At 34.2% G+C, this 25055-nt stretch carries 27 protein-coding genes and 1 pseudogene; 12 read left to right on the top strand and 16 right to left on the bottom strand.

The genetic code is table 11. From position 1 onward, the window contains the following. Positions 1–170 precede the first annotated feature (170 nt). The 3 genes from ACQKM9_RS09000 (at position 171) to ACQKM9_RS08990 (ending at position 2572) form a co-directional block, all read left to right on the top strand. Positions 171–740, top strand: coding sequence for a TetR/AcrR family transcriptional regulator (locus tag ACQKM9_RS09000; protein ID WP_427734049.1), 570 nt, complete (start codon positions 171–173; stop codon positions 738–740). A gap of 34 nt (positions 741–774) precedes the next feature. Further along, the gene (locus tag ACQKM9_RS08995; protein ID WP_427734048.1) at positions 775–2184 is read left to right on the top strand and encodes a serine hydrolase domain-containing protein; all 1410 of its coding nucleotides are present in this window, start codon (positions 775–777) and stop codon (positions 2182–2184) included. A 229-nt stretch (positions 2185–2413) separates the two neighbouring features. Next, positions 2414–2572 (top strand): four-helix bundle copper-binding protein, encoded by a 159-nt coding sequence (locus ACQKM9_RS08990; protein WP_427734047.1) that lies wholly within the window; start codon positions 2414–2416, stop codon positions 2570–2572. Between the two features lie 122 nt (positions 2573–2694). Here the strand turns inward: ACQKM9_RS08990 and ACQKM9_RS08985 are convergent, their stop codons facing one another. The 3 genes from ACQKM9_RS08985 to ACQKM9_RS08975 form a co-directional block, all read right to left on the bottom strand. Further along, positions 2695–3288, bottom strand: a complete 594-nt coding sequence (locus ACQKM9_RS08985; protein ID WP_427734046.1) for a tetratricopeptide repeat protein — start codon at positions 3286–3288, stop codon at positions 2695–2697. Positions 3289–3292: 4 nt separating this feature from the next. Further along, a complete protein-coding gene (locus tag ACQKM9_RS08980; protein ID WP_427734045.1) occupies positions 3293–3823 on the bottom strand; it encodes a GrpB family protein in 531 nt (176 codons plus the stop codon). Between the two features lie 132 nt (positions 3824–3955). Then, a complete protein-coding gene (locus tag ACQKM9_RS08975; RefSeq protein WP_427734044.1) occupies positions 3956–5098 on the bottom strand; it encodes an oxidoreductase family protein in 1143 nt (380 codons plus the stop codon). Between the two features lie 198 nt (positions 5099–5296). Here ACQKM9_RS08975 and ACQKM9_RS08970 point away from each other — a divergent pair, with 198 nt between their 5' ends. Then, positions 5297–5473: a hypothetical protein gene (locus tag ACQKM9_RS08970; protein WP_427734043.1), complete on the top strand. Its 177-nt coding sequence runs from the start codon at positions 5297–5299 to the stop codon at positions 5471–5473. 142 nt (positions 5474–5615) lie between these two features. Here ACQKM9_RS08970 and ACQKM9_RS08965 read toward each other — a convergent pair whose 3' ends face one another. After that, positions 5616–5900 (bottom strand): hypothetical protein, encoded by a 285-nt coding sequence (locus tag ACQKM9_RS08965; RefSeq protein ID WP_427734042.1) that lies wholly within the window; start codon positions 5898–5900, stop codon positions 5616–5618. Between the two features lie 180 nt (positions 5901–6080). On the opposite strand from ACQKM9_RS08965, the gene ACQKM9_RS08960 reads away from it, so the two are divergent. From ACQKM9_RS08960 to ACQKM9_RS08950, 3 genes are all read left to right on the top strand, one after another. After that, positions 6081–6986 carry a cation diffusion facilitator family transporter gene (locus ACQKM9_RS08960; RefSeq protein WP_427734041.1) on the top strand — a complete coding sequence of 302 codons (906 nt, stop codon included), beginning with the start codon at positions 6081–6083 and terminating at the stop codon, positions 6984–6986. A gap of 316 nt (positions 6987–7302) precedes the next feature. Continuing rightward, on the top strand, positions 7303–8085 hold the full coding sequence (locus ACQKM9_RS08955) for a class I SAM-dependent methyltransferase (RefSeq protein WP_427734040.1): 783 nt from the start codon (positions 7303–7305) through the stop codon (positions 8083–8085). A 103-nt stretch (positions 8086–8188) separates the two neighbouring features. Then, a complete protein-coding gene (locus ACQKM9_RS08950) occupies positions 8189–8662 on the top strand; it encodes a hypothetical protein (RefSeq protein WP_427734039.1) in 474 nt (157 codons plus the stop codon). Positions 8663–8714: 52 nt separating this feature from the next. Here the strand turns inward: ACQKM9_RS08950 and ACQKM9_RS08945 are convergent, their stop codons facing one another. Then, positions 8715–9287, bottom strand: coding sequence for a lipopolysaccharide core heptose(II) kinase RfaY (locus ACQKM9_RS08945; protein WP_427734038.1), 573 nt, complete (start codon positions 9285–9287; stop codon positions 8715–8717). A gap of 465 nt (positions 9288–9752) precedes the next feature. Between ACQKM9_RS08945 and ACQKM9_RS08940 the strand changes: the two genes are divergently transcribed. Further along, the gene (locus ACQKM9_RS08940) at positions 9753–11144 is read left to right on the top strand and encodes a hypothetical protein (protein ID WP_427734037.1); all 1392 of its coding nucleotides are present in this window, start codon (positions 9753–9755) and stop codon (positions 11142–11144) included. Positions 11145–11185: 41 nt separating this feature from the next. Here ACQKM9_RS08940 and ACQKM9_RS08935 read toward each other — a convergent pair whose 3' ends face one another. The 7 genes from ACQKM9_RS08935 to nadB form a co-directional block, all read right to left on the bottom strand. Next, positions 11186–12196 carry a DUF4030 domain-containing protein gene (locus ACQKM9_RS08935; RefSeq protein ID WP_427734036.1) on the bottom strand — a complete coding sequence of 337 codons (1011 nt, stop codon included), beginning with the start codon at positions 12194–12196 and terminating at the stop codon, positions 11186–11188. 216 nt (positions 12197–12412) lie between these two features. Further along, entirely contained in the window at positions 12413–12907 is a 495-nt protein-coding gene (locus ACQKM9_RS08930) for a hypothetical protein (protein WP_427734035.1), read from the bottom strand. Positions 12908–12979: 72 nt separating this feature from the next. Further along, entirely contained in the window at positions 12980–13162 is a 183-nt protein-coding gene (locus ACQKM9_RS08925; protein ID WP_427734033.1) for a hypothetical protein, read from the bottom strand. 112 nt (positions 13163–13274) lie between these two features. Next, entirely contained in the window at positions 13275–13808 is a 534-nt protein-coding gene (locus ACQKM9_RS08920; protein ID WP_427734032.1) for a PadR family transcriptional regulator, read from the bottom strand. A gap of 165 nt (positions 13809–13973) precedes the next feature. Next, complete coding sequence (gene nadA, locus ACQKM9_RS08915) at positions 13974–15083, bottom strand: quinolinate synthase NadA (protein ID WP_427734031.1); 1110 nt, start codon at positions 15081–15083, stop codon at positions 13974–13976. A 13-nt stretch (positions 15084–15096) separates the two neighbouring features. Continuing rightward, positions 15097–15939 carry a carboxylating nicotinate-nucleotide diphosphorylase gene (gene nadC / locus ACQKM9_RS08910; RefSeq protein WP_427734030.1) on the bottom strand — a complete coding sequence of 281 codons (843 nt, stop codon included), beginning with the start codon at positions 15937–15939 and terminating at the stop codon, positions 15097–15099. Further along, positions 15908–17494, bottom strand: coding sequence for an L-aspartate oxidase (nadB, locus tag ACQKM9_RS08905; protein ID WP_427734136.1), 1587 nt, complete (start codon positions 17492–17494; stop codon positions 15908–15910). The genes nadC and nadB overlap by 32 nt, the downstream gene beginning before the upstream one ends. 118 nt (positions 17495–17612) lie before the next feature. Between nadB and ACQKM9_RS08900 the strand changes: the two genes are divergently transcribed. Then, positions 17613–18755 carry an IscS subfamily cysteine desulfurase gene (locus ACQKM9_RS08900; RefSeq protein WP_427734029.1) on the top strand — a complete coding sequence of 381 codons (1143 nt, stop codon included), beginning with the start codon at positions 17613–17615 and terminating at the stop codon, positions 18753–18755. 100 nt (positions 18756–18855) lie between these two features. Continuing rightward, positions 18856–19626, top strand: a pseudogene (locus ACQKM9_RS08895) (IS1595 family transposase); the annotation flags it as partial. Between the two features lie 28 nt (positions 19627–19654). Here ACQKM9_RS08895 and ACQKM9_RS08890 read toward each other — a convergent pair. From ACQKM9_RS08890 to ACQKM9_RS08880, 3 genes are all read right to left on the bottom strand, one after another. Beyond that, positions 19655–20269 carry a Type 1 glutamine amidotransferase-like domain-containing protein gene (locus tag ACQKM9_RS08890; RefSeq protein WP_427734028.1) on the bottom strand — a complete coding sequence of 205 codons (615 nt, stop codon included), beginning with the start codon at positions 20267–20269 and terminating at the stop codon, positions 19655–19657. 296 nt (positions 20270–20565) lie between these two features. Further along, a complete protein-coding gene (locus tag ACQKM9_RS08885) occupies positions 20566–22227 on the bottom strand; it encodes a sensor histidine kinase (protein WP_427734027.1) in 1662 nt (553 codons plus the stop codon). Between the two features lie 3 nt (positions 22228–22230). Beyond that, the gene (locus ACQKM9_RS08880; protein ID WP_427734026.1) at positions 22231–22929 is read right to left on the bottom strand and encodes a response regulator transcription factor; all 699 of its coding nucleotides are present in this window, start codon (positions 22927–22929) and stop codon (positions 22231–22233) included. A 105-nt stretch (positions 22930–23034) separates the two neighbouring features. Here ACQKM9_RS08880 and ACQKM9_RS08875 point away from each other — a divergent pair, with 105 nt between their 5' ends. Further along, positions 23035–24207, top strand: coding sequence for a DUF418 domain-containing protein (locus ACQKM9_RS08875; RefSeq protein ID WP_427734025.1), 1173 nt, complete (start codon positions 23035–23037; stop codon positions 24205–24207). 30 nt (positions 24208–24237) lie between these two features. After that, positions 24238–24423, top strand: coding sequence for a hypothetical protein (locus ACQKM9_RS08870; RefSeq protein ID WP_427734024.1), 186 nt, complete (start codon positions 24238–24240; stop codon positions 24421–24423). Positions 24424–24606: 183 nt separating this feature from the next. On the opposite strand, the gene ACQKM9_RS08865 is transcribed toward ACQKM9_RS08870, so the two are convergent. Continuing rightward, positions 24607–24960 carry a hypothetical protein gene (locus ACQKM9_RS08865; RefSeq protein ID WP_427734023.1) on the bottom strand — a complete coding sequence of 118 codons (354 nt, stop codon included), beginning with the start codon at positions 24958–24960 and terminating at the stop codon, positions 24607–24609. Positions 24961–25055: the final 95 nt, after the last annotated feature.

Here is a 25055-nt window from a genome sequence, read left to right as displayed (position 1 = left end):
TCTTTGTTCAACAATTGAGCCTTTGATAATCTTCTTTTAACAGCTACATTTTTTTGAAATAATGCTACTTTATATTAATGAAAGCGAAATTTTTTTGAATATTCAATTGACTTTTTGCTACGATACGAAATATAATTTGGTTGGTCAACCAAACAATATGGAGGGATAAAATGAGTGCTAAGGATAAACGTCAAAGATTAATTGATGCGGCATATAAAGTATTTAGTCGGAAGGGCTTCAATAATGCCTCTATAAAGGACATTGCTCACGAAGCTGGCATTACTCCTGGACTTGTTCATTATTATTTCAAGAATAAGGAAGAGTTGTTATTCACCGTGCAGAGTGAAATTCAAAAACGATACCATATTCAATATGATGGCAAAAAAGAGTCGGAAATGAATCCATTTGAAGTTTTGTTTGAAATTAAATCAAGAGTAGAAAAAGATCCTGATTGGTATCGTTGGAGATATGAGCTTTATTCTTTAGGATTAAAAAATGATCCATATAAAAAAGAAGTAGAAAATATTTTACAAAACGGGAGAGAAAGTCTCTCTAATCCCTTGAAGAACCTAAACGTTGGAGCCAAAGAAACTGATGCCCTTGCCAGTATTTTATTGGCTTGCTTCGATGGACTAGCCCTACAAAAAATGTTCGATGACGAATTTGACCTTGATCAATCGTATAAATTGTTAATTGACTTATTAGAGATCTATTTGAAAAAAGAAGCAATTAGAGTTTAATAAAACGTTGATTGTTCATATAAGGAGAAAAATAATGAAAAAAGCAATCATTTTTTTAGGGAGTTTACTACTCCTACTTACCCCTTTTTCTGCTTCTGCTAAAACGGAAGATACTAAACAAAAAATAACAAATTTTATGGAAGAGTCCTTAGAGATGTATAATATTCCCGGCTCATCATTGGCTATATTAGAAAACGGGGAAACGATTTATCTCAATCAATGGGGTACTTTAAGTGAAGGGTCAAATGTAACAGCAGATACACCATTTCTTATCGGTTCTTTAAGCAAGCCAATTACATCCCTGGCTATTATGATGTTAGTGGAAGATGGCAAAATAAAGCTGGACGAACCGATACAGTCCTATATTCCATCGTTTACCTATCAAACAGACAGTTCAAAACAAATTACAGTTTTGCATTTATTAGAACAAACAAGTGGTATTAGTGAGCTTGAAGGTCTTAAAGTGACGGACAAGGATAGGTCAAAAGAAGGGGCAATCAATCAAGCTATAAAAGAACTAAGTGGTGTAGCGTTATCTCACGAGCCTGGCGAGGTTTATGAATATAACTCTGCTAACTATTTACTCTTAGGGGCAATTGTTGAAAATATTTCGAATCAAACCTTTTCAGATTTTTTGAATACGAATATTTTCACCCCGCTTGGTATGGAAAATTCAGCTGCTGATTATGAAAGTGCGGTAGAAAAAGGATACGTGTCTGGTTTTGAGTCATGGTTTGGCAAGCCAGTTGTAAGTGATGGATTTTATGATCATGCGGGAGCACCTTACGGCTATATCGCTTCAAGTTCAAATGATTTAGCGAAATTTTTAACATTTATGTTAGAGGGCGGAGACTTATTATCAGAACAAAACCTTGAGTTATTAAAAACTCCTCCAGAAGAAGGTAAAACGTACGGTTTCGGTTGGCACTTTTCTAAAACAGAACATTTCCCTTTTCACGGTGGGGCAACATCTGATTTTAGAGCGCAAATGTTTTTTATACCAGAAGAAAATATTGCAGCAGTGCTTTTAACTAATAAATATAATTTTATAGAAGATGCTCAAGTATCTCATATAATGAATGGAATTCGATCTATTCTGAACGGAAAAGAACCAGATGAATTGCCTGTACAAAGCTATAGTATCCAATGGAGTATACTGGTGGTTACATTACTCTTAGCTATTTTAACGATAATCCATTTCTTCAGTCTTAAAAGAAAGAAGGTTCTAAACAAAAAAATACAGTTCACTGTTGGAATCTTCTCACTCCTCCTAGCTGTTGGATTAATCCCACTATTTGTTTATGTTATAGGTACCCCTTGGAAAAGTATTAGTTTCTTCGCACCGGACATAGCATTATTAATCTATTGTTTGGTAGTAATATTTGCTCTTAATGGAATTATGACTTTAATTATAACTATTTTCAAAAAGAAAATTACCTACTAAGCATATCCTTGGTCAAAATACTACAAATAAAAAAATATTCAATTATAGGGCGCTTTAATTGAGCAAGGATCACCAAAACTATCAAACTTTTTGATAAAAGGATGATTCAATTGCAAATAGAAAAAGTTTGTTTTGATCAATCTTTTTCTCAAAACATGCTTTTCTATTTGTTCTTATATCAAGGTTTATTCAGTTAATCAAACTATATTCCAAGGCTACAGATGCTTGTATGTTTGCGATTCAAGCAATGGCTTCAAACTCTCCATTTACTGAAGAGATTTGTAATCTTTGCGCTGACATTTGCGAACGCTGTGCTGAAGAATGCGAGAAACATGAGCATGAACATTGCCAACAGTGTGCAGATACTTGCCGTAACATGAGTGCTTAATAATAATAAATCTAGAAAAGGCTACTTCAAAATGAGTTTTGGAGTAGCATTAGTTTGTTTTAGCAAGCGAAATGATTGAATGATTGTCTCCGAATGATTCATCACATGCTAAAGAGATTTTATTAGTTTCTATTTTCTTTTACAAATTGTATTGCCAATTCTGTTGAATGGATTAAAGATTGCTCTTTTTTTCTTTTTCGAATAGATAATGCTTCGTTAAAATGAGATAGTGCTAATTCCCATTCATCCAATTCCATTAGACACTTTCCTTTATGCTGTAGCGCAAAATCCAATAAATCACAATCATCTGTAGGTGTTAATGCTTGAATAGCTAAGTCAAACAACCTTAATGCATCTTCATATTGTCCTGTATATTTATATGCTTCGCCTAAACGAATCAAATTAGCAATCTTAAAATTTTTTAGATCCCTTTCTTCAGCAAGCCTAAAACTTTTTTCTAATATATTTATGGCTTGCTTACTATATCCTGCAATACGATATAGATTACCAAGATTTCCAAATAGAAATATCTGCTCAATTTCAGGATATTGCTCTATAGATTTGATAGCCTCTTCAAATTGAGAAGTCAGTTCATTTATTGCTACATAATTGTTGCATTTTTCACGTAAGTATTGGTTTTCATCAAAGTATATGAAATCATTAAGCATTACTAAACTTGATTTTAGAAAGGAAATATCCGTAATGTACACCTCCACAAAGCTAATCTACATTCATCGTAATGACTCTATCCACAAACTCCAACTTAGCATTTGCATAAGCATTTTCATTGTTTGGATGTTCTTTAGACAGCTTTATTTTTAACTGTTCATATTCCTTTGCCAATTCAGGTTGTGCTGTTAAGCGATCACGGAATAGTATATGCTTTTGCCACCATTCCCCTTCATACTCAACAATATGGACAACGTGTGTTTTAATTAGTGGTTCCAAACTCTCAAACTTTGCAATAACTTCCTTACCTTCAATATTAACTTTCGCTAAATGATAATATCCGTTCTTTTTAAGCTTTTGAAAATCAAACGTTTTAAAATGTTCTATACTTCTCAAACCAATAAGAATATCTATCAGTGGCTTAGCTTTAATTCCTGGAATAGCTGTGCTACCAATATGCTCAATATCTATTATTAAATCCCCTAAAACTCTTTGCAAAATGACTTTCTCATTTTTGAAGGACTGTCCCCACTTACCATCAGGTTCCACTAAATATACTTCACCTTTTTGTAATCCAGCCATTTCCATTCCTCCCTTGTTCTTTAATGCTAACGTATATTACTTGCCTAAAACAGACTGGAATTATATGTAATCCATTACTATAATAGATGTAACAAATAAGCATAGAAAAATTGATTTGAATTTCAAACCGGATTAATCGTCTATATCTAGTGAATTATTATATATATCCCTCATTAAGCTATCTGCTTCTATACCTAACTCCATTTGGATACTTACAATTCGAGTGAGATTTTCGATTTCATTCAAATCGATTTGTGAACTTGCCGCTAACTTGATTAACTTGGGTACTTCCCAAGCACTTCTTAAAGCGACAGAAGCGCAAAATCCGTATCTTGGTAATGTTATATCCCCATTCCATCCAGCATCTTTAAGTCCTTCAAAATAGTTTTTAAATAATAATTTTTGATAGTAGTCACCTTGATCACTTTCAATATTTCCTTGACTCATCGCAACACCAAATAATTTACCTAAATCTTCTCCTAACCCCGAGATACTTAAAAACTGCCAATCAATTAATGTCCACACTTTCAATGCACCTTGATATGTATTTAAGAACATGTTTTGCCGGCTTAAATCTTGATGAGCAAGAACACGCGGTAATTTACTTAAGGCTTGAAGATGATTATTAATATTATTATTTATACAGGTATAAGAATCCCAAATATTTTCGAGATTAAGCCCAAACTGTATTTGAGGATAATAAATGTTTGGGTCACTAGCATATCTTTTACATCCACTAATCCACGACTCAAGCCAATTACGACAAATCCACGTGTGTTCTGGAAGTGTATGACTTGTTACATAAGCTCCATTGAAATTCCCCAATTGACGAGCCACAAAGGCATAATCATTTTCAGACCAAATCTCAATACTATCTCCAATTATTTCTTCCATCCATATCCAAACTGAACCATCTGTCTTTTCCTCAACGTTATAGCATTTTGAGGTATTAATCACATTAGGAAGATTAGCCAAAATATCTGACTGGTTGACCAATGCTTCACGTTTCCAATAGTTGTGATACCATGGATCATTCATTTCTACTTGCCCTGGCTTAATTATCTTTACAACAAGAGCCCAAGGTATTTCTTTTCCCAAGATATCTGCAATCCCGTGAATACGGTAAACTCCTTCTGTCGTAAAATTAAGAGATTTACAAACGATCGGATCAAATTTCCAGCATTTCACACAATCAACACGTACGTTTAAGATCTTCGAAACACATTGATGTAATATTTCCATGTCTACTCGTTTACTTAATGATAATTGGTTCATATTAGTCACCTCGTTAGTTGAAGGAATTTTAATTATGCTCATACTAGTGATATTAACATTTCCCCCTAATAAAGGTTACATTAATTAGAAAATTAAGATTAATATGTAATTTTCATCTTGTGTTCTAAATGAAGAAATTTTCATTAAGAATAAAACATTCTATTACTGTGCACCTTACACTTTAGGAGGTGAAGATCTATGTCTAAGAACAATAACAAAACAAAAAACGAAAGAAATCATAACAAGAATATCGACAACAGTAATAGTAGCTACAACAGTAACAACAACGACCCCAACAACAACGAAGAATTTGCAGCTGAATTTAATGCTAAATCAAATAATAAAAGTAAAAAATCAAATAAAAGTAAAAAATAGTTCAACATGAATGATTGAACTGAACTCCGAATAGGAGCACTTTTTTTAGTGTCTACTACTCGGGTTTCAGTTCAAAATTTATTAAGATTATTAGTACGTTACCCACAAATTGATTGCTGTAGCCCTTATATATTTTCATTTTTTATTTTTGAGGAACAGTTATTGTAATCTGACATTCTTGATTCAATTTCATAGGTGGTAATACAATCGTTTTCAAAATAACATTCTTTCCCTTAATCAGCTGTCTGAAATATAGTTTATATTTATTTTTTCCGATTCCTTTAGGATAAACACCTTCTGTTATTAGATCCTCACCCTCTTCATCCTCCACGTTTAAATTATAATCCGTATGTTGCTTTGCTATAATTTCTGAAATTGCTGTGCTAACAATATGCTTGATCAGAATAAGAAATAAAAAATAATTCATATTGCTCCAACAAAAACTTCATGGTAAAATTATAAGATGTCTAAAAATAGTGAGTGATAATTATGATACAAACTACAAATTCACAAAAACTATATATTTCAAAAACAAAAACCCTCGACTAAGAACCAGTCGGGGGTTTTTGTTGCTCTTGGGAAAGAATTTTATTGGAGGTGCAAACTTATGAATCAAGGCACAAATTCAAATGGTTCACTACTTGCTGGGTGGATTAGTTTAATAAGTAACATCATATTAACAATTCTTAAAATTGTTGTAGGTACTCTCTTCAATAGCCCGGTTCTTCTTGCAGATGGTTATCATAACGCCGGTGATGTTATTGCAAGTGGCGTTGCTTTAACTTCAATGCGTATTTCAAAACGTCCTGCAGATGAAGACCATCCTTATGGCCATGGTAAAGCTGAAGTGATCAGCTCTGCCATTGTCGGTATCATTTTATTACTAGCAGCAATTTATATTGCTTTTGAATCTTTTTCAGCATTCTTTCATGAACCTGAAAAAGCAAGTTTAATAGCTTTTATTACTGCAATTATTTCACTCGTATGGAAGCAAGTTTTATACGTCTATACGATTAGAATTGGAAAAAGAACGAATAGTAAAGGGTTAATTGCAACTGCCTATGATCATCTGGCAGATGTGTATGCTTCATTAGCAGCGGTAATGGGAATTGGCTTTGCACTTGTTGGAGAGATTTATCATATTCAACTACTTACCTACGGAGATCCAATTGCAGGTATCATTGTAACCATCCTAGTTTTCAAACTTGCATATGGAATGATAATAGAAGCAATAGACACACTTATGGAAAAAAGTGTTAGCAAAGAAAGATTGGATAACTTTACAACTTTAATACTATCTATTCCAGAAGTAAAACGCATTGATCGACTACGCGCAAGAGAACACGGTCATTATGTATTAATAGACCTTCGAGTGGGTGTGCCTGGTGAATTAACAATTCAAGAAGGTCATGATATTATTCGCAAAATCAAGAAAACTATAATGGAAAATCAACCTGATGTCGACGAAGTTCTGATTCACCTAAATCCTTGGTACAAAATTGACAAAGTTTAAAGACTTCTACTTTCTTATTTGAATGTTCAATTCACATTTATTTTGCCCTACGAAATATTTTTTAAAAAGCGATGTTAAATGATAGACTTTTCTGTTAATTGAGTATATAGTTAAGGAGAAATCTTCCTTTTATAGCCCTTATTTTTAGTTTCGCTCACTCATTTAGAGTGGGCGTTTTTTTATGAGGTTTATTAATAAATGCGTGAAACTTACATATAAGAAATATTGATCGATTATTATAATATAAATAACATTTACTTATTACTAATTTAGATTCACAATTACCTTAACGTTATTAAGAATTGGAGGTCATTTTATGACGATTGATTTTCATAGTCAGGATAACCGTTCTACTTATGCCAAACGACAAGCAGATGACTCTTGGGTGAATATGATCCAGTCAATTTGTGTGATTGAAGGTAAAAACGTTTTAGATATTGGATGTGGTGGAGGTATTTACACAAAAGCATTTGCAGAAATGGGCGCCTCTTTTGTTACGGGATTAGATTTTTCTGAGCAAATATTGTCTTCTGCCAAAGAGAACTGTAAAAGTTATGCAAACGTCAATTTCCATTTATCTAATGCCTTAAATACTCAACTAAAAAAAGAACAATATGACATTATTTTAGAAAGAGCAGTCATCCATCATATTAATGATTTGGACAGTTGTTTTAAAGAAGCTTTTCAATTGTTAAAACCAGGTGGTATTTTCATCATTCAAGATAGAACACCTGAAGATTGCATCCTTGAAGGAAGCTCTACCCATATTAGGGGTTATTTTTTCTCTAAATATCCTTACTTAGTGAGTAAAGAAACTGAAAGAAGACATTCAAGCGAATCCGTCATTCAAACATTACTAGCAGAAGGATTTAAAGATATGCAAGAGTTTTCGTTTTGGGAAACAAGAAAGACGTATAAAATGCTAGCTGATTTAGAAACCGACTTATTAAATAGAACAGGACGATCCATTCTACATGACTTAAGTGACAAGCAACTTGAAGAACTCGTATTGTATATTAAAGAACAGTTGGCTCCAAATGATAATAAAATAATTATCGAAAAAGATAGATGGACTATTTGGATAGCTATAAAAGATTAATAAGTGCCAGACACTTAGGTTATTAAAAACTTTTTTGGGTATAATATTTTTGAATTCAAAGTATTCACTTAAAAAGTCATACTCACAAGGAGTTGGTATTGAAATGAAAGTTGTCAAAACACTCGTTACTGGACTATTAGCAAGTGGTATTGTTCTAACAGGCGTTTCAGCACCTAATGGCGAAATTGATATAGTACATGCAGAAACAACCATCATTCCGCTATCACCTAAGCCACCTATTAGGACTTATGACTATTACACAGCAGAAGGTCAAGCCAAAGTGTACAAAATCGTCACGGTGAAAACGACAATAAATGGGAAAGTTAAAACAACAACTAAACTTGTTGCGTTTAAAGTTGATGAATATGGTTCAGCTTTCAAAGTGTCCCAAACAATTAGCTTGCCTTCAACAGTACAAGCTTATATTGGGAAGAGAATAGATTACAAAAAAATAGTTGCCTACAAAGATTTAACCGATGCTGAAATAGGAACAACTTATTATCTTAAAACAAAACAAGATGGTGTTTACGAAACCACAAAGGAAAAGTGGAACAGTTGGTTTTCGTCAGTAAAATAGATATGTGATAGGGCTATCAGTTATTGGATAGCCCTTTATTCTTTGTTTTCAATTATTTAATAATATTCTTTTTATAGAGTATAGCAATACCATTTAACATGAATTCTGGAATCTTCTTTGGAAAATAGCATTTTTCATAATAACAGTAAAACGCCTTTTTCAAATCGAGCCATTGGTTGCAGTCTTTCGTTTGTCTAAATCTAGCCACGTCTATAATCTTTACTTGCTGATCTGATGTAATTAATATGTTTCTTAAATGTACATCAGATGGATTTAATCCTTCTTGCTTTGCTAATTGTAAAGCGATATCAATTTCTTGGACGACCTCTTCAGAGATTGGAATACCATTTGTTAGACAGTTAAAAAGCGTAGTTCCTTCTATATAATCAATTACTAAATAATTTGTACCTGCATCATAAAGAGTTGGATAATAAGTGATTCCTTGAATTACTTTATAGATTTCTGCTTCTTCCTTAGCAATATACATATAATCAGGAAAAAATACTTTCATTGCTTTTCCTGTTTGTTTAATTCTAAATACATATGCACTTCTCCCCTGACCAATTAATGATAATGATTTATCATAGTCCAGTAGCGTATGTTGATTGTCAGATCCAATTTTCACACTTGCAGCAAGCTCGTGGAATATAAGAATAATAGCAACTCCATTCTGTAGTATTCATTATTTAAGCAACAAGAAAAGGCGTTATAACCGATTTGTCGGTTATAACGCCTTTACATAAAAAAGACCTTACCAAAAAATCGGTAAGGTCTCGCAAACAACTATCAAAAGTTGCCAATAAAACCGAGGATATTTATCCTGTATTGACGATTTTATTGTATAGCTACTCCCCTTAAACGGAGGATTATTATATTCAATTTTCTTATTATTTCATTATAGATGTTCATTAGCCAAACGTCAATCGTTGCACTTTTTGTAACTGTGGGCTAAAGGTACTCAACAAATTTATTTATAAAAAAGTATATATTCCATCCATTTAGCCCATACAAAAAATTTAGATCTGGGCAGTTGGCAACATATTTTTAACCCTTCATATTCTATAATCAGACCTATTAGAGGGGGAAAAGTATGGGAATAGAATTTACAGCTCTCCATTGGATTTATGTTATTTTCATTGTTTTGATCATTGGGTTTATGGTGAAGCGTCGAGATACTACCCTCATTTGTATTATTGGCATTTTCATGCTAGCAATATTCGCAACAGGGAGTTTAACTGCCTCCATAAGTGGCGTTTTTAATAGTTTTATCTATGCAATTAATGAATTAATGTCAACCATTTTAATCATATCTATCATTGTCGCTATGAGCTCTGTGTTATCAAAGTCTGGCATTAATGATGTCATGATTGCACCTTTTACAAAGTTCTTCAAAAACCCGACTCTTGCCTTCTGGATTATTGGTATTTTAATGATGATCATTTCATGGTTCTTCTGGCCATCTCCAGCGGTTGCATTACTTGGTGCAGTACTACTTCCAGCCGCATTACGAGCTGGGTTGCCTGCTCTTGGTGTAGCGATGGCAATGAACTTATTTGGTCATGGTATTGCTTTATCAAGTGATTTTGTCATTCAAGGTGCCCCTAAACTTACTGCAGATGCAGCCGGGTTACCAGTCGGAGATGTTATTTCCGCAAGTATTCCACTCGTCATTGTAATGGGTCTTGTTACGACTATTACTGCGTTTATATTATTAAAACGTGATATGAAACGAGGTACAATCGAATTAACTGGAACAAACAATTCACAGGAAGAGCAAGAAAAAGATGAAAAATTGCTTACGCTTAGACAAAAGCAGTTCTTTGCAATTATCATTCCAATTGCTTTCTTAGCAGATGTCGTTGCAATGTCCATATTAAAGTTGCAAGGTGGAGACGCGACAGCATTAATCGGCGGTACTGCCGTCTTTATTTTACTCATTTTATCCATTGTAGCCCATAAAAAACATGGGCTAGAAAAGACTACTAGTTATTTAATTCACGGCTTCCAATTTGGGTTCAAAGTATTTGGACCTGTTATTCCAATTGCTGCCTTCTTCTATTTGGGGGATTCTGGTTTCACACAAATCATTGGTGACTTTTTACCGAAAGCCTCTCACGGTATTGTTAATGATCTAGGTGTTGGATTAGCTTCGGTAGTTCCTTTAACGAAGGAAATTGCTGCGGTTACCTTATCAGTCGTTGGTGCAATTACTGGATTAGATGGTTCAGGATTCTCAGGTATTTCATTAGCCGGCTCTGTCGGAAGCTTGTTTGGCAATGCAATCGGAGGTGGCACCGATACTTTAACTGCGCTCGGACAGATTACAGCAATCTGGGTTGGGGGTGGAGCTTTAATTCCTTGGGCACTTATTCCAGCTGCAGCTATTTGTAATGTCAGTCCATTCGAACTCGCACGTAGAAATTTAGTGCCTGTTATTACTGGATTAGTCGTCACAACCATTGTTGCTATGTTCTTGATTTAACCCTGTTGAACAGATACCAGTCATTATAGATGGCTGGTATTTTAATTTTGAGCGGCCATATTTAATTCCTTATTATCACTACCATAAATAACAATGTTGTATGGTTCTTGATTTATAGAGCTAGCATCTCCATGAGTTGTAATAAACATCCTAATAGACTTCTCAATTTTTTGGGCTTCTTCTATAGCAGTCGCATCTGCAGGATTTATAGATGTATTTATAAGAAAAGTTGATGGTGGTTCAAATAAAGAATAACGAATATCTTTTATTTTCATTTCGTCTTTTCCAATGAATTCAGTGTTTATTTTATTTATTATAGCTTGCCATTTCAGAGCTATTTCTTCTTCTTGAGCATCTATTGAATATGTTTTAATCAAATATGGCTCAAAATTATTTTCCTTTACAATGCTTTGAACTATTTTTTTCATTACACCGGTTCTAGTTTCCTTATCTGATGCAACCAATATAATCATATTCTGAACATCATTATTATTTACAGATACCGATATTAGCTTATAGTCTTGTAACCTTGCGTCATTCTTTATGTTATTCTGTAATTGTTTTGCCATCAAATTGGTTTCTTGATAAATCATAGTATTTAGAGATACATTTTGAGGATCTTGAACAATTTCTAATTTATAATCTGTAAGATCAAATGAGCTTAACAGTGAATTAACTTCCTTTTCAATCGCCTTTTCCACTTTTAAAGGATTTTGTTCTGACTTATCTATATTAATAACAATGTTTTTCTTAGGCGCAACTATCGAAACATTTTCAAACGGATAATTTTTAGAAATTAATCTTTCTGTTATTATTTTGACTATATCTTTATTTAAAAGTGTTGGTTCATATATTAAATTTAAGAAAGGTGTCTTGGCAAAAGCATTATTTATAGTTGGAGAAATAGATGCTGAACCGAATAGCAATACACCGGCTAGAACTGCTCCGCTTATGTAAAATTTCATAGACTTTCTATTTTTCTTTCCATTAGTTGTGAATTCAATTTTCAACTTATTTTCATCTTTACTTTGGATAAAAACAACCTCCCTCATTCAATAAAGTATTGAGATGCTTATATATTTCGTACTCTATTGTAACTATCAAAAATGAGTACGAGCTTTTGTCATATACAGTAGTTTATGTATGAGTGCCTGTCCTTATCATAGATAATGTAAATTACAATACATAACTACTTCATAAAAAAAACTAGCCTATTAGCTAGTTAACTGGTTCTATTTAAATAGTTATTCTATTCATAAAGACTAACTTTATTCAAAACATACCTTAGTGTTCTCAATCCAACAGTTTTCTTCCTTCAACTTATTTTCTTTCCTTTTTAGACTAACTAATACATTATACTCCATGGCTTTTTCAAAAATTATGTCTTGTGAATGCTGTAACCTTACGTGCAGACTGTTCTCTGTTATCAGAACAACGTCAAAAACCTTTTTAAGCAATTCAAAATCATTGTTGGAAAAGTTACCACTTATCTTAATTCTATTAATACCCTCAATATTATTTTCTGTCGCATTTGGCACCATGTATTTTCCCATATATTCTCTTGTTTTTTGATTTTTCATTTGTTGAAAACCAATTTGCAATGGGACTCCTTCAAAGAAGTTTAAATAACTATTTTGCCATGGTAGCGTTTTTGAGAATAGATTGAATAGAAATTTCACTTTAATACTTTCTGGATTCGTAATAGATATCCCTTTCGTCTGTATGTCTTCACATAATAAATCTAAATCTGCTACATCAATCATTAAACAAATGAGTCCTCGCTCACCTTTGTGATAGGAATTGACCCACTCTTCCTTCCATCCGCCTCCATCTTCCTACAATAGGTTTACCATTTCAAAATATTCTTTTCCTATCCAAATATTCGATACTTTAAAGCCTTTCGTCCCCTTCCCTTTCTTTGGTTTATAAGGTAAACCTATACTGCGGATAGCATTAACTTGTTCTCCTTCTACATGATACTTGCTATCCACATTCAAAACTAAATGATCAATTTTCATCCAACCTTCTCCTTTTCAAGAAAATTAATAAGCAGAAAATTATACACTCAAAATTAAATACTCAATATTGACTATATGGTGATTTTTAACTCCCTTCAAAAGGAGGATGCACTTATTCATCTAAAAGCTTTAAGATATCCTCTATTAATGTAATTTGTTGTTTGACAATTTTAATCATATTATTAGAAACCAATTGGATCCTTGAAGGAAGTTCACCATCTAAATATTTTTTCTTAACTTCTAGACCAATCTCTAATGAATCTAACTCTGTAGTTAATTTATATAGTTGTTGCTCTAAAGCTTTACGTGATTGCTCATCAGGTAATTTATCTATAAATGATAATCCAGAATATAGTGCTGTTGGGTATGGTATTGAAGATGTTTGAATGGCTTTAATGATCAACTCTTGAAGATATGATTGACCTTTTTCAGTTATTTTATATATTGCTTTTTGTCGATGACCTGTTTGCTCTATTCGTTCTATTTCAATATATTTATCTTTTTCAAGTTTTTTTAGTGCATGATAAATTGATCCAACGAGTACACCTGACCATCGCTCCACATCATTTTCTTGTAGCATCATTTGAATATCATAACCAGACATAGGTCGGATATCTAACATGCCTAAAACAAGTAATTGCGTCAAAATAGACACCTCCAAAATATATACTCTACGTTGAGTATTTTACATTCACATCATACATATGTCAATAAAAGTAAAAAGTAAGCATTCAATAAAATACGACTGCTCATTATATTTCCCATGAACAGTCGTATTTTTTAGTAATTATCTTTTCAGACTATGAATCTCTTATGCTCTTACCAACATACGTTCAAGCGCTTTGACTGCGTCTTTCGTCGTTTCTTCATCAACCTGAATAACGTTGATATCTTCACTATTAACAATACTATCCAAGCTCCAAAGTAAGTGCGGTAGATCAATTCGATTCATGGTCAAACAAGGACACATGCTTGGATTAAGTGAAACGATTTGTTTGTTCGGATGATTTTGGATTAAACGATTAACTAAGTTCATTTCCGTTCCGATTGCCCATTTACTTCCTGGCTCTGCATTCTCGATAGCATCGATAATATTTTTCGTAGAGCCGTTGTAATCCGCAAGTTCAACGACTTCTCTAGAACATTCGGGATGAACGATGATGCGTATTTCTGGATCGCTCTCCCTGAGATCGGCGATATTTTGGACTGTGAATTTTTCATGAACAGAACAATGCCCTTTCCATAAAATCACTTTGATGTCCTCAAGTTCCCCTTCATACTCTAACTTATCGTTTATCGGGTTCCAAACAGCCATTTGCTCAATTGGAATACCGATATCGTACGCTGTATTTCTACCCAGATGTTGGTCTGGTAAAAACAAAATACGCTCTTTTTGTGTAAATGCCCATTTCACCATTGAATGAGCATTTGATGACGTCACTGTTGCACCACCATTTTTTCCAACAAATGCTTTAATAGCTGCAGTTGAGTTGACATACGTTAGTGGTACGATTGTGTCACCAAGTATCTCAGTAAGTGCGTCCCATGCACGATTCGTCTGGAAAATGTTCGCCATATCGGCCATCGAACAGCCCGCACGCATGTCCGGTAAGTAAACTTTCTGATGGTCATTCGTTAATATATCAGCCGTTTCTGCCATGAAATGCACACCACAAAAAACAATGTGCTCCGCTTGTTCATTAGCTGCACAAAGTTGTGCAAGTTGTAGGGAGTCTCCCGTTACATTTGCAAACTGTATTACTTCGTCTTTTTGATAATGATGCCCTGGTATGAAAAGTTTCTCCCCGAGCTTTAGTTTAATTGCTATAATACGTGCTTCCATTTGCTCAGTCGTTAAATTCCGGTATGTTTCTGGTAATGTTCCACTTTTTTTCTCTTCAAAATAGTGCATGATGGACATGTCGATTCCCCCATTATTTAGTGCTATTCTTAATGTTTGCGCTAATATCTAACGCCTTTACAGAATGTGTTAAATAACCTAATGATATATAATCTACACCCGACTCCGCATACGCTCGGATTGTGTCATTTGTAATCATTCCAGATGCTTCTGTAATGATTGTGTTAGGTACAATTTGTCTCCATTCTGCAATGGTTTCAGGTTTACAATTATCAAACAGGATAATGTCTACTTTCGAGGTGATCGCTTCTTGTAATTGCTCGAACGTTTCAATTTCGACTTCAATTTTAACCGTATGTCCTAGTGAAGCTTTTACAGTTTCAACTGCTTTCGTAATTGAGCCGGCAAAGGCAATGTGATTATCTTTTAACATGACTGCATCATATAATCCATTACGATGATTAAAACCACCACCTATACGAACAGCGTATTTATCCAACATACGTAATCCCGGCATCGTTTTCCTCGTATCACAAATTTTCGTTCCTGTTCCTCTAACTTTCTCCACAACCCGATTTGTTTCAGTCGCAATGGCACTCATTCTCTGAATTAAATTCAAAATGACACGTTCGCTTTTCAACAAACTATGTATAGGTCCTTTTGCCGTGGCAATGACAGTTCCTTTTGCAATTGGATGACCGTCTTTTACATAACAATTTACTGTCGAACTTTGATTTACAACACGTAACCCCTCTTCAATCACCTTTTCCCCACAAAAAATACCGTCCGTTTTTGCAACGATATCCAGTTCTCCAATCATCGTTTCAGGAAATAAAAACTCACTTGAAAGATCACAATCTCCTATATCCTCAATATAAAATTGCTCAAGCATTGATTTCAACTTGATGGTATTCATTTTGTCGTTCCCTCATTTCGGTTCCTTTTTTTGATTGGACAATATGGATTTGTCCCCATCGTTCATCCTCAGAAGGATAATCTTCTCGATTGTGTGCTCCTCTGCTTTCTTTCCTCAGCTGTGCAGAAGCTGTTATTAATTTCGCAACTTGCAGCATAAATAATAGTTGTAAAGTTTCAGTACTATACTCATCCAATGACATGTCATTTAATATCCATTCGTCATATTTACTTAACCAATCATGAAGTATTTTAAGTTCTGTCCTAGTCCGAATAATCCCTGCATACGCCATCATTTTTGCACGCAGTTCTTCTTTGTCAGGTATCAGCGGTACACTAACCTTGGTACCATTCAAAGGATTATAAAATGGGATTTCCATCTCTTCTTGAATCAACTGTTCATTCAAATGATTAGCTAACCTTTTACCATAATGCAATCCCTCCAACAAGGAATTACTTGCAAGTCGGTTGGCGCCATGAACACCTGTAGAAGCAGTTTCACCAATTGCATACAACCCGTCAATCGACGTTTGCCCTACCGAATTAACAACAATTCCTCCCATCAAAAAATGGCACCCCGGTGCAACCGGAATTCTCTTTTCTTTTAATGACACGCCATTAGCCTGACACATAGCTGTAATTGTTGGGAATTGCTCTTCGAATCGCTCGATCATCGATATATCCAAATAAACTTCTTTTTTAGCCAATCGCTCTTGAAATAGTTCTTTGGCGACAATATGTCTAGGAGCTAAGTCTTCCATAGGATGCTTACCGGCCATTATTGACTGCCCTGATTCATCAATTAGACGAGCACCCTCTCCCCTTACCGCTTCAGAAATCAAACCCGCTGTTTTCCCTTTTAAATAGAGAAGGGTTGGATGAAATTGAATGAATTCCATATCTACAATATCTGCACCTGCTCGATAAGCTAAAGCAATTCCGTCACCAGCTAATGAAGGATCGTTTGATGTAATAGAAAACAACCCACCAATGCCCCCCATAGCTAAAATCACTTGATGACCAAAATAAGATTCATTATGCCCATTTTCGTCCTTCGCTTTAATACCGATACACTTTTTCGTAGTAGGATGAATAATCAGTTCATAAACAAACCGATTTTCTACGATATCAATATCGGTCCTTAGTGTTGAATTAAGATGTTCCATTATGTATTTCCCAGTTGCATCACCGCCACAGTGGACAATCCTTTTCTGCCCATGAGCGCCTTCCATTCCTAAAGCTAATTGACCTTTGTCATCTGTATCAAAATTAAGTCCACTTTTTTTCAACTGTTTTATAAGTTTAGGACCGTTTTCAACGAGATCAAGTACTTCCTTTTCATTTTGAAAGTCGCAACCTGCTTTAATCGTATCTTGAAAGTGAAATGCTGGTTTATCCCCATCTCCTATAGCTGATGCGATACCACCTTGTGCTCGATAAGAATTATTGGCTCGTTTTGTGGATTTTGTTATAACGAGTATACGAAATTGATCGCTTAGATGATTGGCTAGTTGCATGGCAGCAATTCCGCTACCGACAATGATGCAGTTGTACATCTTCACTTGTATCCTCTCCAAATCTTTTTGTATCCCGATAAGTGTCTTGTCACCTATCTTTACACAAAAGAGGAACTATGGCAAGATGAAATTATTATGTAACTGGAGGGAACGAACTTTGCATTATTTTGATTATGCGGCAACAACGCCATTACATCCGATTGCGGCACATATATACGGTGAACTTTCACAATTATGCTATGGCAATACGAGTAGCTTACATGAAGTGGGAACTGAAGCAAAGAATATGCTGGCATTATGTCGTGAGGAACTTGCAAAGATGCTTGGCGTTGATTCTGCAGGTGTATATTTCACTGCTGGGGGTACAGAAAGTAATTTACTTTCTATCATTTCACTTGCGAAAGCGAATCGGCATAAAGGAAATCATATCATTACAACTATGGGCGAACACCCATCTATCGATTCTGCCTTGGAGTATTTAAAAGAAGATGGATTCATCGTAACCACAATCCCCTTTACTGAGGAAGGTATTGTTAACCTAGAGTTGTTCGAAAATGCATTAACAAGCGAAACAGTTTTAGCAAGTATCCAACATGTTAATCCGGAGATTGGTACGATACAGCCACTACATAAAATCGCTAAAATTTTAAAAGAACGCGCCATTCTACTACATAGTGATTGTGTTCAGTCATTCGGGAAGATAGATTTAAAATCGATTGCGTCTATTGTAGACGGCTTAACAATTTCAAGTCATAAAGTGTATGGCCCTAAAGGTGTTGGCGCTACATATATCCACCCTCGTCATCAACTTGTTCCCGTTTTCCCTGGACTCGTACATGAATCAGGATTTAGAGGTGGTACCGTTAATGTCCCTGGCATCGCGGCATTTACCACTGCTGCTGACCATTTACTTAAAATAGAACATCAAGGTACATCATTCCGAGATGCATTTCTAAACAAGATTCAAAAGCATCATGAACTATTTACTATCTATCAATCCTGTAATAGAGATTTACAATTTCAAAACATTATTGGGCTTGGGGTAAGAAATGTTGAGGGCCAACTAATCATGCTCGAATTAAATCGACTCGGTTTTGCCATCTCAACTGGTAGCGCCTGCCAAGTAGGTAAACATCATACATCAAAAGCTATGATGGCACTACAAGTACCTTCACAACAAGCGAGAGAATTCATCCGTATCTCTTTTGGACAAGATACAACTTTAGATAGTGTTAATAAATTAGCTGATCGACTCATTGAAATTGCAATCAAAACACGGACACCGACTAAAGTAAACTAACTGCACTAGGAGGAATGAATATGAATGCAAATAAAAAAATGCTCGGCAAGGAACGCCTCAATTTATTGTTGACACATTACGCTCATACACCGAACCGTTGTGTGGAAAAACATTTGATATGACAAATACGCCTTTTTCAGGTTCGCGTTATCCGGAAAAATGGATTAAATACATTAAAATGATGATAAACGGTGTTACATTACCGAAGATTTCAGACTCTTTGAAAATTCATATATCTACCGCATTTTATTGGAGACATAAGATTTTAAATGCTTTAGGAAGTCACGGATTCAATCAATTATCTGGCATTATTGAAAGTGATGAGACTTTCTTTCGCGAATCTTTAAAAGGTCGTAGATTCACACATCGTAAACCAAAAAAACGAGGAGAAAAGGGTGAAAAACGAGGAATTTCAAATCAAAAAATTGCTGTAGTTGTAGCACAAGATCGAAATAACAATATTGTTGCGAGGATGGCAGGTAGAGGTCGTGTAAAAGCAGATGAAATTGACGCGGTTATCGGGGATTATATAGCCCGTTCTTCTTTGTTATGTACAGATACAGCTACCAACTATAAAAAATTCGCAGCAGCAAAAGATCTTAAACACGAAACAATTAATCTTAATCAAAATCAACGAGTAAAAAAAGGGATATTCCACATACAACACATTAATAACTTCCACAATCGCTTAAAGGGATGGCTGGAGCGTTTCCAAGGTGTGGGAACTCATTATTTGGACAACTACCTCTATTGGTTCCGGTGGCTTGAATTAGGCAAGAATTTATCATTTGATAAAAGAGTAGAGCAAATGCTTATTTCAGCGTGTCAAAAGTCGAACTATACAACGGTTGAGATGTTGCGAAGTACATAAAATAGACCTCGAAATAGAGGTCAATAAATTACTTTTCTACTGTGATATATTCATCATCTTTTAGTCTCGTAATTTCGCAATTTTCAAGGGTTTCAAATTCTTTGAGTCTATCTTCAATTGTCTTGCTTGTACTATCCTTGAATAAATCTTCTCTGTCGTAGTGAGGAAAAACAAGTTGGTCCATTAATCCTAATGCTGAAAAATCTTTAGTATTTAGTGTATTCATTTGCGGAGTAAAGGAATGAACGACTTTGATGTTGGGACCAAGTAGAATAGCACCAGCACTAACGCCTACAATAACTACATTTTTTGAAACTAACTGTCTTAGGATTTTATCTGCACCACTCTGTTTAGTATGAAATAGCAAGTTAAATGGATTTCCACCGTTAATGTATATGACATCTTTCTGTGTAAGACTTTCTGGGTTATCAAATTCCAAGTCAATGAAATCAATGTTTTGGAACCCCATTTCTCTAAAATCTTCTTTTGCTTTTTGTGCATACCTATTATTCTCCCTGTGTGGTGAAGCAGTTGTGATAATAGCGACCTTCAAATCGTTAACTTCACCATCAATGAGTATTAAAAAGTGGTTTTTAATAGCGTCAGTATAAAAACCATTAGAAGTTAATAATAATTTCAACATAATCAGCCTCCTTCTATTCTCTATTTTGTTTTTGTTATCCTTATTTTAGCAAAAAATTAAAGAGGTTAGAACTTTTGACTCAAAAACAACAATCTTTGAGAAAACAGCCTTATTAAAAGAAAAAAATGATATAAATTATGCCGGACAGCATATTTATATCATTTATTATTTGTATGAAGTTACTTTTACTCGTGATTTCATTTTTCATAATGTTATTTGTGAGTATACGGACTGTTCAAAACAACTTGTAGAGTATGAAGGATTCTTGAAATTTTAACTTAATCACTATACTCCCCCTACTCCACTAACTTAGGAAAAACAACGATTACTACTGTACCAGTTGAATTGGACTGTACGGTAATTTCCCCGTCCATTGCTTCTACAAGTTGCTTTGTTATAGCAAGTCCAAGTCCTGTACCTGAAGCCTCTGCAGTCGTATTTGTTCCTCGATAATAACGATTGAACAGATTATCTAGTTCTTCTTTCGGAATGCCTTGTCCTTCATCTCGAATTTGAAATTGCACCTTATTATCTAACTCAGTCATTTTCAAATAAATTGATGTTCCTTCGGACGTATGTTTTACCGCATTTCCTACAATATTATCAAGTATGCGCTTTAGTAAAATTGAATCAGCTAATATGAGGATTTCACTATTTGTCTGCTCCACTTTGACATTTTCTGAAGAAGTGTTTTTCACATACTCATTTATAAATGCATTCAAATATACTTCTTCCCTAGAAATAACAATCGCATTGTTTTTTAGTTGATAGGTATATGTTAAATCTTCAATTAGTGCATCCATATATTCAGCCTTTTCCTGCATCGTTAAAGCAAATTGCCGTACATCATCTTGTGACCATTCATAATCCTTAGAAGACAACATTTTGGAATACCCATATATAGAGCTAAGTGGTGTTTTCAAATCATGAGAAAGACCTGTAATCCATTCTTCACGTAACTTTTCACTTTGCTGTATTTTGCATTCATTATCAGCTAATTTCGTAGACAATTGAGTTAGTGATTGATCGACTTCATCAAAAATACGATATTTTCTCTTTAAGCGTCCGTTTCGTTTTCGTCTTAACTTATGATCGTTTACAAAGCCAAAGTTTTGCCCTGCTAATTTTTCAATTCTCTTTAAAAAATGTAAAACAGGTCTTCCAAAACGATTGCCAATAAAAGCTGAAAAAATAACGATAAGAATTAACAGATACACGTGGAAAACAGCAATCACTATTAATGCCTTTTTTATACCATCCATAAAAATAGGTTCACTTGGATTATAATGAGGATTTTTCATACGGACGACAAGTATTGAACCATCCTTTAATACTTCTGAGGCTACAAGCTCTTTCGTCTCTGTTAAATTTCCGCTCCCCATCAAAATCATTATTGGTTCAAGTTCTTTTGTTTCCCTACCAAATAGAATCTTCTGTCGTTGGCCATTAGCACTATATTGTTCTACTATCGCATCCGATTTACTGAGATGTTGCCTTATTGTACTAGATATATGTTGAATACCCTGTTCTGAGATAACCTCAAGTAAATTTTCTGCTGTATTATTCTGAATAAAAACAAGGTATTGATCATTTTTTATCCGCCAAATATGCCCTTGCTCATTCTTCTCTATTTCCACTAATTCCTTCATGGTGTATGATACGGCTTGTTTTTCTGAACTGGCAAGCAATAGTCCATTCTCATCAAGTAAATGGATAACCCCACCACTTTTTTTTGCTGAATTAATCAACTTCTGAGTTAGTTTATAAGAGCCATTCTTCTCTTCTATATCCATTTCAACGTCCATTTTATCCATCGTCATTAAGTTTATATAACTCGATGCTTTTTCATTTTCATACACTGCATAAAAGATAAGAAACATAACTGATAACAGTAAAATAATATAAAATACCGCAAAGTAGCTAATAAACCTTAAAGTCATCTTGCTAGATAAACGCACTCCTTACTCCCCCTTAACTAATTTATAGCCAACTCCTCTTACTGTTGTTATAAGTGCAGGACGACCTGGGTCAACTTCTATTTTTTCTCGCAGTTTTCGAATATGGACCATGATGGTATTATCATCAACATAATAATCATCGCCCCATACTTGTTCGTAAATTTGTTCCTTTGATAGAACTTGTCCAGGATGCTCGCAAAATAATTGCAATAAATGAAAAAGTTTACCAGATAAAATTGTTTTTTCTCCGTCTATTATTAACTCTGCAGCTGAAATATTTAGCTGAAAGCGTCCATAGTCAAATGTTTCTACTGGTATTGTTACGTTTCTTATTGCATTGTATCGCTTACTATGTACTTTCACACGCGCTGCTAGTTCTAATGGATTAAATGGTTTTGTAATATAATCATCCGCACCCGACATAAATCCACGTAGTATATCGGCATCTGAAACTTTTGCCGTTAAAAAGAAGATTGGTGCATTGTGAGTAGGACGAATTCTCTCTGCAAGTTCAAGCCCAGTCCCATCTGGCAACATAATATCTAATATGAAAAAGTCGTATTTTACTTTTTCAATTTGTTTAGTTGCCTCATCCACACTTCCACAAATATCCACATATGAAAAACCTTCTTTTCGTAATATAATATCTACCATGTCTGCAATTGCTTGTTCATCATCTACGACCAATATTTTAGCATCCATTTTCAATGCACTCTCCAATTTAAGGTAATTTTAAGATTTATTTCAGTTCAGCATAAGATTCTCTATTTATACTAACAAATAGAGAGTATTTAAGGAGGATTTTTTTTGGAACGACAGCGTGTTCGATTAGTAGATAGTTTAAGAGGATTTAGTTTATTTGGTATTTTACTTGCCAATTTGCTTATTTTTCAATATGGCATGTTTGGGAAGGACCTTATTTCATTTTATAATTTATCCGATTTCAATTTCGGTTCTTATAAATTTATCCAAGTGTTTGTAGAAGGTACATTTATGCCTATCTTTACTTTTTTATTTGGCTATTCACTTATTAAATTAGTTGAATCTATAAGAGAAAAAGGAAGAAAGTCTCGTTGGTTTTTAGTAAGACGTTTTTTAATGCTTTTAACTTTAGGTTTACTACATAGTACATATATTTGGGAAGGTGATATTCTCGCTTTTTACGGTGGTATTGGTTTCTTTTTATTTTTCTTTATCAATCGTAAACCAAAAACACTCATTATTTGGGGTATTGTATTGCTGTTATTAATCACTGCAACAAGCTACGGAAAATATGAAGAAACTGAAAAAGAAAAAACAATAACTGCAAGCTACGTAGAAAAGACCAATGCCATATATAAAAATGGGAGTTATTTAGAAATCAAAGATCACCGTAATAACGGTGAAGATCCTTTGACTACTATGTTTGATGAAGATCCAATCCCTTCATTTTTCATCATACTTTTACTTCCATTTGTAATAGCTCCATTATTTTTGTTTGGTATGGCCGCAGCGAAATTAAATATATTCACAAAACCTAAGGAAGAACGAAATTCATACTTTAAGTACATAATAATTTTCATTCCACTTGGCCTTTCTTTAAAGATCATAGGGCATTTAGCAGAGAAAAGTGATTGGGCTTCCATTGGTGTAATGGGAGGTGGGCCAATTCTGGCATTAGGATATATGGCTGCTTTTGCATATCTATTTTCTAGCCATGCACAAGCTTTACCGTTCCGAGCATTTGAGAGCATTGGAAAGCTATCTCTTACAAACTATATAATGCAATCTGTTATTTGTACGACTATTTTCTACGGCTACGGACTTGGTCTATTCGGCAACTTCGGTACATTTAATAGTATTTTACTTGGTGTCGTTATCTTTGCCATTCAATGCTTTATCAGTACAATGTATTTGAAAAAATTCAAACGCGGCCCATTAGAGTTATTGCTACGCATCGTGACAAATTTCTCTTGGAATGGTCGTGTAAAAACAAAATAAAAGGATGTAAGTTAAATGTAAAGAGCTATGATGGCATGTTTTTGTACAATATTTGCACTCTTTTTAATCTATGCCATTACACAACAACTATCAATTCTATTTCAATCAACAACAGAGAAAAAAGAATATGTCTTTTTACTTTTACGTATTACTGCCATATTATCACTAGCAGATTCAGTGATTAAATTAGCAAGCCCAGAACGAGAATCAGAATAATAAGTCGGAGGTAAAGGATGTTTAGAGTCCATCGTTATATAGCCTACTTGATATTTCATAAAACCAAAACATTATTTTAACGCATGCTGATACTTTGTTTTACAATAATAGGGACATCTCTAAATTAGAGATGTCCCTTCCTTTGTTATTAAGTTCATGATGTCATTTTTTGAATACGACAAGTTATTTAAAGAGTTTAATTTTAGCACTACATTCTAAATAATTTGGATATGCCTGTAGTTTAAAGGTAATTGGATTTTGTAATGTATCTTCCGAAATCCTAAAGGTGGAATCAAAAAAATTGTGTCCCCCATTAAAGAAATGATTATCTGAACTAAAGCCAATAGATATTTTCTTTCCGTTAGCATCCACTCCAGTTGGAAAGAAAGTATATGATGAAGATCTATCAGATTTAAGCTTTACTTTAAAGCTCCTATTCTTTATATTTTCAATGTGAAGTGGATACTGTTTAGATGGAGAAAGTACTTCTCTTTTGTCAAAATTGATGACAACTTCTCTCTCTTTCTTTGGCAACACTTTAACATCTCCTTTGCGCAAATATAACTCTTTAGGTTTGCGAAAAACAGAACCCCCTTCACTTCAATTTTTGTAATATAATGGATATATCCATT

The sequence above is a fragment of the Viridibacillus sp. NPDC093762 genome, assembly GCF_050279675.1.
In the GTDB taxonomy this organism is placed as follows: Bacteria; Bacillota; Bacilli; order Bacillales_A; family Planococcaceae; genus Viridibacillus.
This window is presented reverse-complemented; position numbering and strand designations above follow the sequence as displayed.